Source organism: Bradyrhizobium sp. GW821-FHT13H06 (genome assembly GCF_058803975.1).
Genome location: NZ_JBXAPN010000002.1, coordinates 661,750 through 678,518 on the forward strand (window position 1 = coordinate 661,750; position 16,769 = coordinate 678,518).

The 16,769-nt window shown below is 61.7% G+C and carries 14 protein-coding genes and 3 pseudogenes; 5 read left to right on the forward strand and 12 right to left on the reverse strand.

All coding sequences use genetic code 11. The annotated features are described in order from the left end of the window. Window positions 1–256: 256 nt before the first annotated feature. The 5 genes from AC1RQP_RS10040 to AC1RQP_RS10060 all read right to left on the reverse strand — a co-directional run bounded on the left by AC1RQP_RS10040 (window position 257) and on the right by AC1RQP_RS10060 (window position 7,310). On the reverse strand, window positions 257–2,713 hold the full coding sequence (locus tag AC1RQP_RS10040) for an FAD-dependent oxidoreductase (protein ID WP_188105378.1): 2,457 nt from the start codon (window positions 2,711–2,713) through the stop codon (window positions 257–259). Between the two features lie 86 nt (window positions 2,714–2,799). After that, window positions 2,800–4,116 carry an MFS transporter gene (locus AC1RQP_RS10045; RefSeq protein WP_492936799.1) on the reverse strand — a complete coding sequence of 439 codons (1,317 nt, stop codon included), beginning with the start codon at window positions 4,114–4,116 and terminating at the stop codon, window positions 2,800–2,802. A 5-nt stretch (window positions 4,117–4,121) separates the two neighbouring features. After that, window positions 4,122–5,696: a DHA2 family efflux MFS transporter permease subunit gene (locus AC1RQP_RS10050; RefSeq protein ID WP_188105383.1), complete on the reverse strand. Its 1,575-nt coding sequence runs from the start codon at window positions 5,694–5,696 to the stop codon at window positions 4,122–4,124. Further along, complete coding sequence (locus AC1RQP_RS10055) at window positions 5,683–6,861, reverse strand: HlyD family secretion protein (RefSeq protein WP_202988782.1); 1,179 nt, start codon at window positions 6,859–6,861, stop codon at window positions 5,683–5,685. The genes AC1RQP_RS10050 and AC1RQP_RS10055 overlap by 14 nt, the downstream gene beginning before the upstream one ends. Continuing rightward, entirely contained in the window at window positions 6,858–7,310 is a 453-nt protein-coding gene (locus AC1RQP_RS10060; RefSeq protein ID WP_188105385.1) for a MarR family winged helix-turn-helix transcriptional regulator, read from the reverse strand. The genes AC1RQP_RS10055 and AC1RQP_RS10060 overlap by 4 nt, the downstream gene beginning before the upstream one ends. A 120-nt stretch (window positions 7,311–7,430) precedes the next feature. Between AC1RQP_RS10060 and AC1RQP_RS10065 the strand changes: the two genes are divergently transcribed. Genes AC1RQP_RS10065 through AC1RQP_RS10080 form a run of 4 tightly spaced genes read left to right on the forward strand, consistent with a single transcriptional unit; the run spans window position 7,431 to window position 11,073 of the window. Next, entirely contained in the window at window positions 7,431–7,907 is a 477-nt protein-coding gene (locus tag AC1RQP_RS10065; protein ID WP_188105387.1) for a MarR family winged helix-turn-helix transcriptional regulator, read from the forward strand. Further along, a complete protein-coding gene (locus AC1RQP_RS10070) occupies window positions 7,904–9,988 on the forward strand; it encodes an FUSC family protein (RefSeq protein WP_188105389.1) in 2,085 nt (694 codons plus the stop codon). The genes AC1RQP_RS10065 and AC1RQP_RS10070 overlap by 4 nt, the downstream gene beginning before the upstream one ends. Window positions 9,989–9,991: 3 nt before the next feature. Beyond that, window positions 9,992–10,204, forward strand: coding sequence for a DUF1656 domain-containing protein (locus tag AC1RQP_RS10075; protein ID WP_188105390.1), 213 nt, complete (start codon window positions 9,992–9,994; stop codon window positions 10,202–10,204). Window positions 10,205–10,239: 35 nt separating this feature from the next. Further along, window positions 10,240–11,073, forward strand: coding sequence for an efflux RND transporter periplasmic adaptor subunit (locus AC1RQP_RS10080; protein WP_244646047.1), 834 nt, complete (start codon window positions 10,240–10,242; stop codon window positions 11,071–11,073). Between the two features lie 375 nt (window positions 11,074–11,448). Here AC1RQP_RS10080 and AC1RQP_RS10085 read toward each other — a convergent pair whose 3' ends face one another. From AC1RQP_RS10085 to AC1RQP_RS10110, 6 genes and pseudogenes are all read right to left on the reverse strand, one after another. Then, the gene (locus AC1RQP_RS10085) at window positions 11,449–11,757 is read right to left on the reverse strand and encodes a hypothetical protein (RefSeq protein WP_188105397.1); all 309 of its coding nucleotides are present in this window, start codon (window positions 11,755–11,757) and stop codon (window positions 11,449–11,451) included. A gap of 81 nt (window positions 11,758–11,838) precedes the next feature. Further along, window positions 11,839–11,997 (reverse strand): hypothetical protein, encoded by a 159-nt coding sequence (locus AC1RQP_RS10090; RefSeq protein ID WP_188105399.1) that lies wholly within the window; start codon window positions 11,995–11,997, stop codon window positions 11,839–11,841. A gap of 191 nt (window positions 11,998–12,188) precedes the next feature. After that, window positions 12,189–13,010 carry a DODA-type extradiol aromatic ring-opening family dioxygenase gene (locus AC1RQP_RS10095; RefSeq protein ID WP_492936800.1) on the reverse strand — a complete coding sequence of 274 codons (822 nt, stop codon included), beginning with the start codon at window positions 13,008–13,010 and terminating at the stop codon, window positions 12,189–12,191. Window positions 13,011–13,077: 67 nt separating this feature from the next. Next, window positions 13,078–13,923, reverse strand: a complete 846-nt coding sequence (locus AC1RQP_RS10100) for an SDR family oxidoreductase (RefSeq protein WP_492936801.1) — start codon at window positions 13,921–13,923, stop codon at window positions 13,078–13,080. A gap of 283 nt (window positions 13,924–14,206) precedes the next feature. Next, window positions 14,207–14,763, reverse strand: a pseudogene (locus tag AC1RQP_RS10105) (transposase). A gap of 6 nt (window positions 14,764–14,769) precedes the next feature. Continuing rightward, window positions 14,770–14,898, reverse strand: coding sequence for a hypothetical protein (locus AC1RQP_RS10110; RefSeq protein WP_368736620.1), 129 nt, complete (start codon window positions 14,896–14,898; stop codon window positions 14,770–14,772). 110 nt (window positions 14,899–15,008) lie between these two features. On the opposite strand from AC1RQP_RS10110, the pseudogene AC1RQP_RS10115 reads away from it, so the two are divergent. Continuing rightward, a pseudogene (locus tag AC1RQP_RS10115) lies at window positions 15,009–16,067 on the forward strand (IS630 family transposase); the annotation flags it as partial. A 59-nt stretch (window positions 16,068–16,126) separates the two neighbouring features. Here AC1RQP_RS10115 and AC1RQP_RS10120 read toward each other — a convergent pair. Continuing rightward, window positions 16,127–16,663: pseudogene (locus AC1RQP_RS10120) on the reverse strand (transposase); the annotation flags it as partial. Window positions 16,664–16,769: the final 106 nt, after the last annotated feature.

Below are 16,769 nucleotides of genomic sequence, written 5' to 3' on the forward strand. Positions count from 1 at the left end.
CCCGCTCCATCGTCGACAACATATCCATGAACATATTTTCGGGGCCGAGCTTTCCACCCTTCAGGCAAAAGGCAGGAGGTGCTGTGGGAGGGGTGGCGTCGCGAGACGTCCCCCTATCCCGATCAATCCTGAGAATGAAATAATGAAATTGCAGGGTTCCGATGCCCGAACATCAAAATCCTGCAATCCCAAAACCGTCCACAACGACGAATGCGATTCTGGCTCAGTCGCTTAGCCGCTCTTCACGGACGACGCATTACTTCGGAAAACCGGTCCGTCCGCAGACGCCGCATTTCGACTTCATTTGTGTTTTTTTGTCTTCTCGATCTTCATGGTGACGAGGACCCACCAGACGCTCACTTTCGCCGATTGACGGCAGCGAACCACGAGGCAGCGGACGGCGTGATGCCGCGGATAGGTCGTCTCCTGGAGGGCCTTGCCTGGCAAGCGTATCCTTCACCAGCGCGTAGCCCTGCTCCTGATTATAGCCGATCGAGATGTCGGAAAAGTCGTAGTCGCGCGATGAGGACTCGCCGGTTCGGCCCTCGCGCACGAAACGGGTGATGCTGGTGGCGGCGCCATCTCCCATCAGCTCGATATAGAGTGGCCGCTGCCTGATCTTGCTCCCAATCGCGGGATCGACCAGATCGAGGATGCCCTCGACCAGTCTGCGATAGCCGCCGACGAGCTCGCGCAAACGCAAGTCGCTGCGCACACGCTCGGAATAGACGATCTCATCGCGCCGGGCCATCACCTCCATCATGTTGGTGGGCAATGGACGCTGTCCGGCAAACAGATCGACGATGAAGACGCGCTTGCCGTCGGGCCCGCAGCGGTCGATGACGATGTCGAGCGGCGAATTGCTGACGATGCCGCCATCCCAATAGGCTTTGCCGTCGATCTCGGTCCAGGGGAAGCCCGGCGGCAGGCTGCCGCTGGCGAGCACATGATCGGGCGTCAGATCGTCCACATAGCTGTCGAAGACCTCGAGTTCGCCGGATGTGACGTTCACCGCGCCGACCAACAGGCGAACAGGGCTCGCCTTCAGCGATGAGAAGTCGACATAGCGGGCGATCATTTCACGCATCGGACCGACGTCATAGAAGCTGGTCCAACCGGCCGGCGGTGTCATCGGCGCCGAAAAGGACGGTATCCAGCGTGGGCGAAAGAAATGAGGTACGCCGAACGTCAAAACCCCCATGGACGCAACGGCACGCGCGGCGTCCTCTCCCAGAGCTGCGGGTGAAGCGACGGCGATCTCCGACCAGAAGGCTTCCAGTGCCTGCGTGGCATGGCGTGGATTGCCTGCGATGATAGCCCCGTTGAGCGCGCCGATGGAGATCCCAGCGACGATGTCCGGGAAGATTTGCTCCTCCTCCAGCGCCTTCACGACGCCGCATTCGAATGCTCCCAGCGCACCACCGCCCTGCAACACTAGCACCGTCTGGGTCGGGATGGCATCGAGCGGAAAACCGGGATCGTGAAGCCTCTCCTTCACCTCGCGCAGATTGACTCGATAACGGATCAGCCCCTCGATGCTGCGCGTTTCCTCCACAGGCCGGCCGACCGAGAAGAGCGCGCGTGGCACGTCGTCCTTGAGATAGACGAGAGCAAGCGATTTGTCGGCCAGCGATCCCCGCGCGATGCGCTCACGAGTGCCCTCGGGCGCGCCGAGCATGCTGAAGCTGATATCGCCGATGTCGCAGAAGAAGTAGGACACCTCGTCATAGCGCAGCCGGTGCCCGAGCATATTGTGCGCAGCCAACCGTCCCTGCTTGACCGCACTATCCCAGTGCTCGATGTGCCGACGGCTGGCGAAAACCGGGTCAAGGAAGCTCGTCACGTCGCCGGCGGCGAAGACGGATGGAGCGCTGGTTCTGAGCTGATCGTCGACGACGACAAGGCCCGCATCGAGGCTGATGCCGGTTGCCTTCAGGAAGTCGGTGGCCGGCTCTACGCCGATGCTGACCACCATGAGGTCACAGGGCAGAGCCAGGCCGGAGGCGGTCACGACCTCATTGATCCGCCCCGCTCCATGGATGGCAGCGACGGTGTCCGACAACAGCAGCTTTGCACCGCGCTCTTCCGCGTGGCGCCTGAAATAGTCCGACACCCGTCCCGACTCGAGGTGGGGGAGCAGGAGGTCACGGCATTCGATGATTGTGACGTCGAGACCGAGATCGAGCAGCGACATCGCGATTTCCACGCCGAGGAAGCTTCCGCCCAGCACCACGGCTTGTTTTGCGCCGGCTGCGATCTCGCGCCGGATCGCTGCGCATTCGGTCATGCCGCGCAGGTGATGCACACCATCTAGTGTCCCGATCGATAAATTCGCCTTATTCTGGCCTGATATGGCAAGATGCGTGGGCCGCGCCCCGGTGGCGATCAGGAGGCGATCGTAGCGGATGGATTTTTCCTGCGACGACCAGACGATCCGGGCTGCCGTGTCAAGTGAGACTGCTTCCGCGTTCAGCACCAGCTCAATCCGCCGTTCGCGATAGAACTCGGCCGGATGGAGAAGAGTCTTCTCCTCGGGCCAGCTTCCGACCAGGAACTGTTTCGACAGCGCTGGCCGATAGTAAGGCGGCCGATCGTCAGCCGAAAGGACCATGATCGAGGCCGATGGATCCTGAAGCCGGAGCGTGGCGGCCGCGGCCGCCCCGGCCGCGCCGCCTCCCAGGATTAGATGATCAATCTCGATTGGAGCTGTCATATCTTTCTCTGCTCGAAGTAAGCGACGATCGAGGTTTTGGCAAAGCGACACCATTCGCCGCGGCATCGGACACATCAAGTGTACCGTCAGACCGATCCGACACACATGTCAGACTTTTCCATATTCCGGCTTTGCGCACCAGGAGGCTGGAGCACCCCGGCGGCCATCAGGGCGCCTGCGGCCACGATGGTGACCATCGTGAGAGCCCAAGCGACATAAAAGCGATGGCCGATCAAAGCACCGCTCATGAGGGGAGCCACGATGTTGGCACCTGACATCAGTGATTGATTGAGGCCCATCATCACGCCTTGGCGATTGATGGCAGCACTTCGCGACAGCTCGGCGGTCAGGGTGCCGCGGATGAATATGGCGCCGAGATTGATCATCGTGAGGAAGACCGCGAGCAGACCGACGCTGGTTGTGACGGCGATTCCGCAGAAGCCGGTCCCCATGCACGCGAACGCGGCTACGACGATCGTTCGGTCGGATGCCAGTGCGTTGGCGCGGGTGATCAGAAGGCCCTGGACGATCATGTTGATGAAGCCGGCATAGGCGAAGACGCAGCCGAGCTCTCTGGCTCCGAAGGAATGCCCATTCCAGCTGAAGCGCGCCGAAAGGAACAGCGCGATCTGGGACAGAAACATCGAGTTGACGAAGAAAAATATGATCAGAAGACCGAGTATACCCCATGCATAGCGCATCCCGAGCATGGTCCGCGCGGCCTTCCGCTTGGAAATGCGCTGCATGTAGAGCCGCTCGGAGGCATCCGCCGGCAACAGACCGACGGTCGCCAGGATGCTGATCAGCGACAGCAGGGCGGCCGCCCAGACCGGCGCCGTGCTGCCGTATTGGACAAGAAATCCAGACAGCGCCGGCCCGACCAGGAGACCGGTGCCAATGGCGCCAGAAGTTGCTCCGAGCGCCTGCTTGCGAGTGTCGGGTGTCGAGTGCTCGGCTGCATAGGCATAGGCCACGGAGATGTTGCCGGAGGTCAGTCCGTCGACGATTCGCGCCAGGAATACCAATGTCAGGCTGTTGGCAACCGCGAGCAGCAGGAATCCGGCCAGCGTTCCGATCTGGCTGACGACCAGAACTTTCCGCCGTCCATAGCGGTCCGATAGCATTCCGACCACGGGGCCGGCCACGAGCTGGCATACGGCATAGACGGAGACCAGGGCACCGATCACGAGCGGCGTGGCCCCCAACCGTTCCGAGTAGAATGGAAGCAGCGGCAGGATGATTCCCAATCCGGTCGCGTCCACCGCCACGACGATAAAGGTTGGGATCAGCGAAAGGCCCCGCGCGCGACCTCTCCTCGTGAGATCGTCTTGCAGCGGGAGAAGATAATCTGTGTCCATCGTGGCTTTTTGTTTCGCTTTTTTTGCCAGGCGCGGCGGCCCCATAACGGTTACCCGCCGATCGCGGTGCTCCCGCGTCGCATGGCAAATGCCGGGATGACGGCAAGAAAAAACAGCATGGCGACGACGTAAAAGCCGTCCTGATAGGCGAACAGCCGCGCCTTTGGCACCAGGACCGTCTCCAGGAAAGCCATGCTGCCCGGGTGGACCCCCGTCGGCAGTCGGGCGCCGAACGGGTTGCCCCAATGGGAAAAGATGATTGCGAGTCGGGTCAGCACCTCGATCCCGGCAGGGTTGGCCGGTGTCAAAGCCTGGGCCAGCGCCTCGCCGTGGAAGGTCGTGCGCTGATCGATCAAGACCGACAGGAGGTTCACGCCGAAAGCCCCGCCGAGCTGACGCACGAAATTGAGACTGCCTGACCCCTGCGCCAGGCGATCCTGTGGCAGGGCTCGCAACGCGCCGGCGTTGAGCGCCGGGAGCATCACGCCGAGGCCGACTCGGCCGAGCACGACCAGGAGCGAAAGCGTCCAGAACGGCGTATCGACATCGACCCCGCCCGAGAACCAGCACGAAAGACCGAACAGGACCAATCCGATGATGATGGGAATGTGAGGTGACAGACGGTCGCTGAGCTGGCCCGCGACCGGAAAGACGAGAGCCAGGATGAAGCCGGCCGGCATCAGCAGCAATCCCGAGCGTGTCGGCGTATAGCCTTGCACCGATTGGACGAACAGCGGAACGATATAGGTCGAGCCGTAAATGCCCGCTCCCAGCGCGAACGCCACGAGGCAGCCCGCCGCGAAGCGACCGACGGCAAAGACACGCAGGCTGAGCAAAGGATCCGGCGTGTAGAGTTCGTATCCAATGAAAGTGGCCGCGGCCACGGCGGCGGTCGCGAACATGGTCAGAATGAAATTCGAGTCCCACCCCTCCCGTTGCCCATTGGACAGTCCGGTCAGCACGGAGGTCAGGGCGATCACAAGAAGCGCGAAGCCGATCGCGTCGAATCGGCGGTGCAGCGCTTCCGCACGCTTCTCCCGGCCGGGCAGAATGAAGAACGCCATGGAGATACCGGCGATGCAAAACGGCACGACAACGAGAAATACGTCCCGCCAGTCGTATTGATCGACCAGGATGCCGCCAGCGGTCGGGCCGAGTGCCGGCGCGAGCACGATGCCGACGCCATAGATGCCCATCGCCTTCCCGCGCTGGTGGGGCGGGAAAACCTGCGACATGACCACCATTGCCAAGGGCTGAATGATGCCTGACGCACCGCCTTGCAGGACACGCGCCAAGATGACCTCGGCGCCGCTGCTGCTTGCAGCTCCCAGGATGCAGCCGGCGATGAAGACCACGAGCGCACCGATGAAGGTGGAACGAAAGCCGAAGCGGTCCAGCATCCATGCCGTGATCAGCATGGTGGCGGTCATCGCCGCGAGGAAGCCGGTCGAGAGCCATTGGACCTGGTCCTGACCGAGCCCGAAGGCCCCCATGATGTCGCCCATGGCGACGTTGACGATCGTGGCGGTGGCCGTGGTTGCGATGGTGCCAAGCATCACCGTGGCGGTAGCGAGCCAGCGGTAAGCGGGACCGATCCGCTCGGCCTGGACTTCAATGGGGGACATCGATGGAGACCTCCACCATCAACCCCGGCTTGAGGCGCGCATCATGGCGGTCCAGGGCAATGCGCACCGGCACGCGTTGGGTGATCTTCGTGAAGTTGCCCGACGGGTTGGGGCTCGGCAGAAGCGCGAACTGGTTGGTCGCGGCGTTGCCGACCCGCAACACGCGTCCGTGCAGCACGAGATCGGGATAGGCGTCCACAGTGACCTCGACGGGCTGGCCGACGGCGACGCTGCCGATGGCGGTCTCCTTGATTTCGGCCTCCACCCAGACGTTGTCGGGGTCGTGGACCATCATCACCCATTGGCCGGCCTGGACGAAGTTGCCGACCTCGGCCAGCGTCTTGTCGACCATGCCGTCGACCGGCGAGACAAGACGGCGGTCGGCGATCTCCTGGCGGAGCTGGTCGGCTTGCGCGGCGAGGGTTTGACGTTGCTGGCGCTGGACATCGATCTGCCGATCAAGAACCGCGAGCTGACCGCGCTGGGCCTGCGCGCTCTCGAGGGCCGCTTTGTGCGATAGCAGTTGCGCTTCGGCCTGGCGCCGGTCATCCTGCCGCTGAAGGAAGGTCGACTGCGCTTCATCCCAGGTTTTCTTCGGCGTATTGCCGGACTTCAGCAACTGGTCCTCTCGGTTGAAGTTGACTTCGGCAAGCTCGAGCTGATGCTGGGCGCTTGCAACGGTCGCTTCCTGGGCGACGATCTGGGCCTGCGCATCGTCCACCGCGGCTCCTGTGATTTTTTCCGTCGTATCCCGTTGCGCGATCGATTGCTGGATCTGTGCGTCCGCCGCGGCAAGGCTGGCCTCCAAGGCGTGCAGCCTCAGACGCGCATCACGGTCGTCGATCTGTGCCACAACCTGGCCCTTCTTGACCGGATCCCCTTCGATGACCGGCCGCGCCACCAGCCAGCCGTCGAGCCGGCTGGCCATGGTGACGACCTCACCCTCTACCCGTGCATCGTTTTCCGACACATGGGTCGCCCGCCAGCGCAGCCATTGGATGGCGTAGAACCCGCCGACGAGCACGAGCACACATCCAAGGCCGGCGAGGAGCATCCGCCTGCGGCTCGCTTTTGCGGATTTGGGCTGTTCAGAGCCCGGCTCGAGGACATCGAGCGGTTGAACTTCCCGCCCGCGCGAAGCCGGATTGGCGACATGCAGGTTCATGCGGCTTGCTCCCTGCTCGTGGGGTTGAGCGCGGAGCAGATCTGTTCGAGCATCGCCGACATCCGCACCACCTCTTCATCCGTAAAACCGGCCAGCGCGCGGTCCCGCACCTGGCGGGAAATTCCTTCGACGCGCTCGACTGTCGCTTCTCCGAGCGCCGTAAGATGAATCGCCTTGGCCCGGCGATCGGTGCCTTCCCGGCGCTCGACCAGGCCCATCGATTGGAGGTTGTCGAGAAGACGGACAACCGAAGAGCCATCAAGCGACAGCGATTCGGCGAGATCTTTCTGGCGCATCGGCTCCGGGGCGCGGGCGACACGCAGAAGCGGCAGCCAGGTGGCTTCCGTCAGGCCGTAGGGTTGAAGTTCCCGGTCAACGGCCCGCCGCCATTGCCGCGCGGTTTGGCCGATCAGCGCTCCGAAGAGACGACGATTGGTGGGGGAACTCATGGGGCCCGCCCTTAGATATCAATCAAGACACATAATTACATGACATATCAATTATAGATTTGTCAATAGATGAGAGAAGATTTAATTGTATCCACGTCATCCGTATGCGAAGGAAGTGCCATGAATGATCTGGGACCTCCCCGCTTCTGCCTGACCTCGACCCTGCTGGAAGCTGGTCGGCAATGGCGGCGGCTCGCTCAGCGCGTGCTGGTCGAGCATCAGATCTCGGAAGCCCGGGCTACCGTGCTGCTTTGGGTCAGGCGGCTCGGAGGGGTACGGCAGGTTACGCTTGCGGACTATGTCGGCATCCAGGGAACCTCGCTTGTCCGACTGCTGGACGAGCTCAGCACGCTGAATTTGATTGAGCGCCGGGACGATCGCGAGGATCGGCGCGTCAACCTGATTTGGCTGACACCCGCCGGCGAACCGTTGGCGGTCGCAATAGAACGCTCCTTGAGCGAATTGCGTGAGGAAGTGTTGAGCGATGTGAGCGATGCGGATGTGGAAGCAACGCTCAGGGTCTTTCGGGCCATCGATCGCGCGGACGAAAATTCAAGGACGCAGCCCGCGCCGCTTCTTACGAAGGCGATCCCATGACAATGCCGTCGTGGCGCGATTGGCTGTTTTCAATAAAGACCTTCGTCGCTGCGATGCTGGCTCTCTACATCGCCTTTGCCGCTGGCTTGCCGCGGCCCTATTGGGCGATGACTGCGGTTTATGTGGTAGCAAACCCTTTTTCGGAAGCAACGGTCTCGAAAGCATTCGATCGCGTTCTTGGGACCCTGTTGGGGGCAGCAGGCGCAGTCATTCTGGTTCCTCTCTTGGTCAATGCGCCGGAGCTTTTGATGCTCGCCATCGCGCTTTGGGCCGGGGCTTTTCTCTACATCGCTCTCCATGACCGCACGCCGCGCAACTATCCGTACCTTCTCGCCGGCTACACGCTTCCCCTGACCGTGTTACCCACCGTGAACGCACCAGAAACCATCTTCGATGTCGCTGTGGCGAGGAGCGAGGAAATCATCGTTGGTATAGTCGTTGCGGCTGTTATCAATACAGTGCTGTTTCCAACAAATATCGGGCCCGTTCTCAAGGCCTCCATCGCCAGATGGTTGGACGATGCTTCGTCCTGGGCTCAGGAGATCCTGCTTTCAGGCGAGACGAAACCCGAGACGCCCCTGACCCGCCAGCGACTGGCCGCGGATATTTCTCCCCTGACTGCTATGGTCAGCCAGCTTTCCCGTAGCGCCAGCGGCCGCGACGTAAGGCAGTATGCACTGGAACTGAAGGGCCGCCTTCTCCTCATGTTGCCGCTCCTCTCCTCGATCGCGGATCGGTTGCATGCGCTTCGCCTTGAGCTGAAAGAACTTCCGCCCGAACTGGATGAGGCCACCAGGAGGATCGCGTCGTGGATCAAAACCTCTCCGGATCCGGCAACTGACCGAATTCCGGATGAGCTTCGCGACTATCTGCGGCGATTGGAACCGGCTGTTGGCGATGAAGCCCTTTGGCCACGGCTTGTGCAAGCGAGCCTCATTGCGAGGCTGAGCGAACTTATCGATCTCTGGCAGGATTGCCTAATTTTGCAGGGCCAAATCGCCCAAGGCTCGAAATCGACAGGTCGGAGGCTGATGCTCCGTCATCGACCGATCATCGGGCGCGAACTACACTATGATCACGGACTCATTCTCCTCTCCGTTGGCTCGGCCGTGATGGCGACCTTCATTGCAGGTCTGGCTTGGATCTGGAGCGGCTGGATTAACGGCGCCAACGGCGTGGCATTCGTTGCCATCGCATGCTGTTTCTTTGGCGGTCTCGACCGACCCGCCCCGTTCATGCGCAAGATGCTGATCTGGAGCGTCGTGGCCTATGCTCTGACCGGCCTTTATCTCTTTGCCATTCTTCCGCGCATCAGCGATTTCGAGCTCATCGTATTTGTGCTTGCGCCGCCCCTGCTGCTAGCCGCAGCACTCACGTCGCGCCCCGAATTGTCGCTTATCTCGCTTCTGTTGACGACAGGGCTCTCAGGCGACCTCGCCTTGCAAGGGCGGTACAGCGCTGATTTCGTTTCTTATGCAGAAAACGGGATCGCCATCGTGGCAGGACTCATTTTTGCGGAGGTCTGGACACTGCTCACGAAGCCCTTCGGCGCCGAATTTGCGGCACACCGCCTGATTCACGCCGGCTGGGCCGATCTCGCTGAACTCGCATCGGGTGCGCGCGTGCTCGACCACGCAGCCTTGAACAGCCGAACACTCGATCGCTTGGTCCAGCTCGTTCCCCGGCTTGCTTCGGACCAATCTTCCACACTCACATTCGTCGACGCACTCGCCGAATTACGAACCGGATACAATATCATCACCCTGCAGCGGAATCGCAGGGTCCTGTCCGCCGACGCGAGGGAGTCGCTCGATGCGATCTTCCAGGGCGTAGCAGCGCTATTCCGTAAACGTTTTATCGATCGTGAGCGCGTGTCTCCGTCCCCTAGTCTGCTGAACGATATCGATCGAACGCTGTGGGCTGTGTTGTCGAGCGCGCGGGGGCAGATTCGTCTGACCTCGCTGGATGCTCTGGTTGGTCTAAGACGGTCTCTGTTTCCGCTGGCCAACGGGCCGGCCAGTGCGACATCAAAATGCTACGGCAGCGGGGCGTTCGATCTGCCGGCAGTGGCCGCGGAGTAGGCGATGCCTCCTGAGCTCAACATTTACGGCCTCTATGTCCCGGGCTTCTTTGGTTTGATGTTGGCCGCCTACATCACGAGCCTGGTTGTGCGCCATGTGGCAAGCCAAACAGGCTTCTACGCCTTGGTCTGGCACCGCGCCGCCTTTGACCTCGCGGTCTACGCCATCATTCTCGGCATTTTCTTTTCCCTCACGCGAATGCTTGTCGCTCCATGAACTACCCTCCGGGCTTAGGGCGAGTTATCCTGACGATGATTGTCGTGGCAACTGCCGCGGTTGTCGCCGTCGGATTGTGGAACTACTACATCGAAGCACCCTGGACGCGTGATGCTCGTGTGCGCGCGGACGTCGTCCAGATCGCGCCGGATGTATCCGGCCTGGTCGACGCCGTCCTCGTTCACGACAACACGATTGTCCATAAGGGCGATGTCTTGTTCCGGGTCGACAGGCAGCGGTTCGTGCTTGCCCTGGAGCAGGCCGAAGCCGCCGTTTCCGGTCGGCAAGCCGTGCTCGAGCAAGCAAGGCGAGAGGTCGAGCGATCACAGGATCTGCGGGAGTTTGCTTCGCGTCAGCGCGTCGAACTAGATCGGACGGCCGCCAACCAAGCCGAAGCGGCCTGTCGGCAGGCATTGGCGGACCGGGATCTGGCGAAACTCAACCTGGAGCGGTCCGAGATTAAGGCTTCCGTGAACGGCGTCATCTCCAATCTCTCCTTGCAGCCAGGAGATTATGTCGCGAGTGGAAAGCCGGTCATGGCCCTCATCAACACGGATTCCATACGTGTGGAGGGCTATTTCGAGGAGACCAAAATTCCGAACATCAAAATCGGAGATTCGGCGATGATCCACATGATGGGCCGACCGAACGTATTTTACGGCACGGTGGACAGCATCGCGGGCGGTATCGAGGACCGGGAGCGGACGGAGGGCTCCGGTCTGTTAGCAAACATCAATCCCACGTTCACCTGGGTTCGTCTCGCCCAGCGCGTACCCGTGCGCATCAAGCTGAAAGAGGCCGCTGCGGAGACACCTCTGATCGTCGGTCAAACCGCGACCGTACAAATTTTGACGCCGTCAACGAAATAGCGGCTGGCGATCAGCCATCGCAAGCAGCGCTGGAAGAGGCTTGCGACCGCCCCCTGCGCCCAGGGGAGTCGGGTGAAGGCATTTAAGCTGCGACGAGGCTCGCGAGGAATCCGTCGTCCCAGAGGGCGGTCATACGCTTGAGGCGCTGCGAGTCTTTACCGGGAGCGCGGCGGATCAGGTTGTTTGATGGATCACGTCCTTGAGACCATAGGTGTCTAGAGCAGGATGCTGAAAAAGTCGTTTTGCGTGATGGTTGGAGTGTGATTCTGTGCATCTGTTCGATTCCTTTGGGTTGGGGCAGGCGATGCGCGGGGAAGATCAGCGCTCGGAAGGATTTTTCAGCTATGTGCCGCTGGAGCGGCGTATTCCAGCGGATCATCCGCTGCGCGCGATCCGCACGCTGAAATGCGGCCGAGCTCGACCGTCGTATCGGTCCACCAGCAGCTCGAACAGCCTATCGATCTGCACCAACGCATCCGGCAGCGGAAGCGCTGCGCTATTGAAAAGACCCAAGGCCGCGGCGGCGTCGCGCCGCCCAAACGCACCCTCAAACGCGTCGAGCACTGTACGCTCGGAAGTCGAGAAGTCGAGCCATTCCAGCTCTGCCGTGGAAACGTCGTCTGGCGCCGGCGCGTCGGACCTTCGACGAACCGGGTCTGATGACACGTCGCCGATCGGCTGCAAGGGACCAAAATCATTCCGTACAACCTGCCCGGTGTCCGGTTCGGACGATCGAGCACGGGATCGTTGAAATTGCCGCGAAGCTCAGTCATCGATCTCGGCCAAGGCCCATTCGAGCGCCTCGCGCAAGCGCGCAAAGGCAGCGGGATCCTGGTCGATATCGAGCTTCTTCAGGCGCGCCGCGTAGGCGCGACGGACCGCCTTTGGATCGTCGCAGGGACCAATACCGAGTTCGTCCCACATGATTGGTCGCACCGTTATACGAAAAAGCTGCGGTCCATGTTGTCGAGCAGTTCGGTCAGACTGCGGTAGGCTTTGACCGAGAGAGACACTTGCTGACCGTCGAGATTTGAGATCGTCAGCATCTCATGACGGCGTCAGTGCGATAGCCGTTTGACTTGGTTCGGCCGAACGGGCCGCGATGGCCCGAAACATCACCCGAACCGGAATGCCGATTCGACCGCCCCCATGACGACATCCGTCAGCGTCTTGCGTCCCGGATCAGTACCGGCCGCGCCGACCGCGACGTGAAGCGGCAGAAGGTGTTCCTCACGTGGATGGGCGTCACGGGCGGCGGGCGCCTTGTCCCAGGCAGCAAGCGCATCGATGCGGTTCTCGGGCGTGGCCCTGGTGAGAACCTCCTCCAGCCACCCATCGAAGCGCTGCGACCCAGGGTCTGGAGAAACGGGCTTGCCGCCACCGCGCATGCTGGCCATCATGGTCTGCATGTTGTGGTAGGTCATGCCACTGCCGATGATCAGCACGCCTTCGTCGCGCAAGGGGGCCAGCGCCAGCCCCAGCCGGATATGATCCTTGGCATCAAGGCTCGCCAGCAGCGAGACCTGCACGATCGGGACATCGGCATTGGGGAACGCAACCTTCAAGGGGATGAACACGCCATGATCAAAGCCCCGGCTGTGATCGTATTTCCAGTCAATGCCCGCCTCACCCAGCAAGGCGGCGATCCGAGCGGACAGCCCCGGGGCGCCAGCGGCCGGAAACTTGATCTCATATGTGTGCGGCGGGAAGCCGTAGTAATCATAAAGGAGCGGCGGGAACGCATTGTTCTGGTTTGTAACGACCTCTTCCTCCCAATGACCTGATATCAACACGATGGCCTTCGGGCGTGCGCCGACGTCCTCCGGAATTTGGCGCAAGTACGCCGCTATCCGATCCCACGTGTTGGGCGGATTCCACTCCATGAAAAAACAGGGGCCGCCGCCATGGGGCACGAAGAGCGTGGGTAGCCTGCTCAAGGCGCACCTACGATCCAAGCCGCGATCTGCTGCGGCCGAGTTTTCGTGAACATTCGCACCGCAGATTTCATCCCTTGAAGGCCGCAGCGTGATCTTCGGCGAACTGACGGAAGGTGCGCGGGCGGCGCCCTGTCACCGCTTCGACCGTATCGGCGACATAGGCCAGATGACCGGCCGGACCCAGAGCGTAGAGCTCGTTCATCAGGTCCGCCAGCTTCTCCGGCATCCCGGCCGACATCATCCCTTCCTTTGCCGCGGCGAGCGGGACGTCGACATAGTTGACGCCTTTGCCAAGAACGTCGGACAAAATCGCGGCCATCTTCGCGCAGCTGACCGCTTCGCTACCGGTGATCGGATATTCCTTGTTCTCGTGTCCGGCCTCGGTCAGGGCCACAACGCCGACCTGGGCAATGTCGCGGGCATCGACCCAACTAACCTTACTATCGCCCAGAGGCATATAGAAGGCACCCTGCTCACGGATCGTGCCGGCGAACATGAGCATGTTTTGCATGAAGAAGGTCGGCTGGAGAAAAGTGTACACGACGCCCGTCGCCTTCACCTCTTCCTGGTTCTTTCCATGCCAGCGTCCGATTTCGACACCGGCGTCCGGCCCCGCGCCAATGCCCGTCGACATGACGATATGCTTCACGCCGGCCAGCTTCGCCGCCTGAATCGCTGCGGATTTCATGGCGATCTGATCGAGATGAAGCGGTGTAACCAGGAACAGCTTGTCCGCGCCGTTCATGGCGGCGGCCACCGTTTCAGGGCGGGAAAGATCGCCCGCCACCAACTCCACCTTCGTTCCCAGCACGGCCTCGGCCTTGGCCCTGTCACGGACCCCCACGCCTTTCGCCACGAGTTGCCGCGTCACTTCGGACCCGATATTGCCGGTCGCGCCAATCACCAAAATCATCTCTTCGTCTCCTGAACACTTGCCTTGGGATTGCGGAGCCGCAGTCGATTGCCAAGAATCCGTCTCTCGCTTAATATCTTAGTGGAAGCGACTCTCCGTTGAAATGTAGGTACTCCGTAGTAACTACTCATGACCCGTTTCGCCCATGAGCCATCTTGTCCCGTCGAAGCGATGTTCCGCGTCCTTATGGGGCCTTGGACAATGTATATCCTGTGGACCTTGAGGGTGCCGCCCGGTGTGGTTGGGATCGCAGCGCGATCTCCAGCGACGTGAGGCTATCTGATTATGCGGCGAGGTCAATTGGCTGATTGATGGGCTTTGTGGCGAGCGTTTTCCAGCCGTCGACTTTGCGCATGTTGATCTGGCCGGAGGCGAGCAGCGCCCAGAACAACATCGCTGCCGTGTCCGCCGAAGGCAGCACGGTCTGCGTTTTGATCCGCCGCTTGAACTCCTCGTGCAGCCGTTCGATGGCATTGGTGGTCCGCGCGCTCTTCCATTGACTTGGCGGCAGCCGCGTGAAGGAGAAGAGCCGGTCGTCGGCTTCCTGCAGACTGTCGGCCACCGCGCGATGCTTGAGCCGCCATTTGCGGAGGAAGGCCTTGCGGCCGCCTCGATCTCCTCGGGCGTCGCCGCGTAGATCATGTCGTTGTAGTCGGCGGTGATCTCCTCATGCAGGCGCTCGGGCGCGTGCGCCAGCAGGTTGCGGTGCTTGTGGACCGTGCAGCGCTGTACTGGCACGCCATCCCACACGACGGCGATCGCAGCCTCCAGCCCGGGCGCGCCATCGACGATGAGGAACTCGGGCCGCCGCAGCCCACGGCGGATAAGATCGTCGAGCACGGCACGTCAGGCTTCGGTGCTCTCGCCGCCCATACTCTTGATCGCGAGCAACACTTTCTGACCGTCCGCACGCACGCCGATGACGACCAGCAGCGAGATGGCGGTCGCCTTGCGGTCGAGCCGCACGCGCACCACGGTGCCGTCGAGGATCTATTGTCCCGAGTCACAAGTTCGCAATCTTAGATTCGCAGTAGATTCGCGTCGCTGTGGGAGAGATGTTGGCTGCAACAGCGACGGAGGATCTGATGGCAGCCCAGCAACTTGCGCCCCTGATATTGATCCATGACGAGCGTGCCGAACTGCAGTCGCTGACGATGCGGCGGAAGACGGCGCAGGCGCTGGCTTTGAGAGCCCGGATCGTGCTGACCTGCGCGGAAGGCGGTCAGAACACGGAAGTGGCGGCCAAGCTGGGCCTGGACCGGCAGACGGTGGGCAAGTGGCGGCGGCGTTTTGTGGAGCGGCGCGTGGCCGGGCTGCACGACGAGCCGCGCTCGGGGGCGCCGCGCACCATTGGCGATGCCCGGATTGAATCGGTGATCATCAAGACGCTGGAGAGCTGCCCCGAAAACGCCACCCATTGGAGTTCCCGCGACATAGCGAAAACCAGCGGCCTGTCGGTGTCGACGGTGCAACGCATCTGGCGGGCCTTTGGCCTCCAGCCGCATCGGATGGAGACGTTCAAGCTCTCGACCGATCCGAACTTCGTGACCAAAGTGCGCGATGTCGTAGGTCTTTACGTCTCGCCGCCAGAGCACGCCATTGTTCTGTGTGTGGATGAGAAGTCCCAAATCCAGGCGCTGGATCGCAGTCAGCCGATGCTGCCGATGCGTCCCGGCCAGCCGGCCCGAAGGAGCCATGACTACAAAAGGCATGGCACCACATCGCTGTTCGCCGCCCTCGACATTGCGACCGGACGGGTCATCGGCAAGTGCTACGGACGCCACCGTGCCGCCGAGTTCCGCAAGTTCCTCGACGAGATCGAGGCCGCCGTGCCACGAGAACTCGATGTCCATCTCGTCATGGATAACTACGCTACACACAAGACCCCGCTGATCCGGCGATGGCTGGCTAAAAGGCCGCGTTGGCATGTGCACCTCACCCCGACCAGTTCGTCATGGCTCAATCAGGTCGAGCGCTTCTTCGCGCTCCTCACAGATAAAAAGATCAGGCGCGGCGTCTATCGCAGTGTCGCTGCCCTTAGGGCCGACATCACTTCGTTCATCGACCGACACAACGCCGATCCCAAGCCGTTCCGGTGGAGCAAATCCGCCGATGACATCCTCGCTTCCATCGAGCGCTTCTGCCGCCACAATGCCCCAGCCGAACACAACGCGATATTGCGAACTTCTGGTTCAGGACACTATCGCACGATCGGCTCCTCGGCCAGCGAGAGGCCATTCCAAGCATCCCAGTCGCTTTTTACTTTGCGCCGGGTCCGGCTCACCGTGTCCTTGCCGACCGCGCCGCCAAACAAGGCCCCCAGCGCGCGGCGCACACGGCGCGTGTTGGTGCCTGCCAGGTAGCAGCCGGCGATCAGCGCGTCGGCAGCCAGCGTGCGGCGCTGGTAGGCCCGCAGCGATTGGCTCTTCCACTCGGTGGTCTTGCCGTCGGCCGTGTTGAGCCGCGCGCGCGGCCCTGCGATCTCCACTTTCCCGAACGTCCCCAGCAGGGAGCGCGACCGATGCCCGTGGCGGTGACCAGTGACGGCGAGCGTGGCCTCCGAATCGCCGTTCGCCGGTCTCGCCCGTCGGGCGTAGCGCGAGCGCGACAGCACCTCGTCAAGCTCACCTTCGAACATCGCTTGCAGGAATTCGCGAGCCCGGTCGCGAAGATTGCTCTCGATCGGGTCGAACCAGTTGTCGAAAAGCCGTTCCGTCGTCTCGATTTCGGACTGCGGCAGGCAGGCGGTCGTGATAATCTGTCATGGCGTGATCTCCACCGGAGCTCTAACGCCGGAATCGCTTGTTGGATCAAGCTGGAGATTACGTCGCCTTCATTTTCCAACC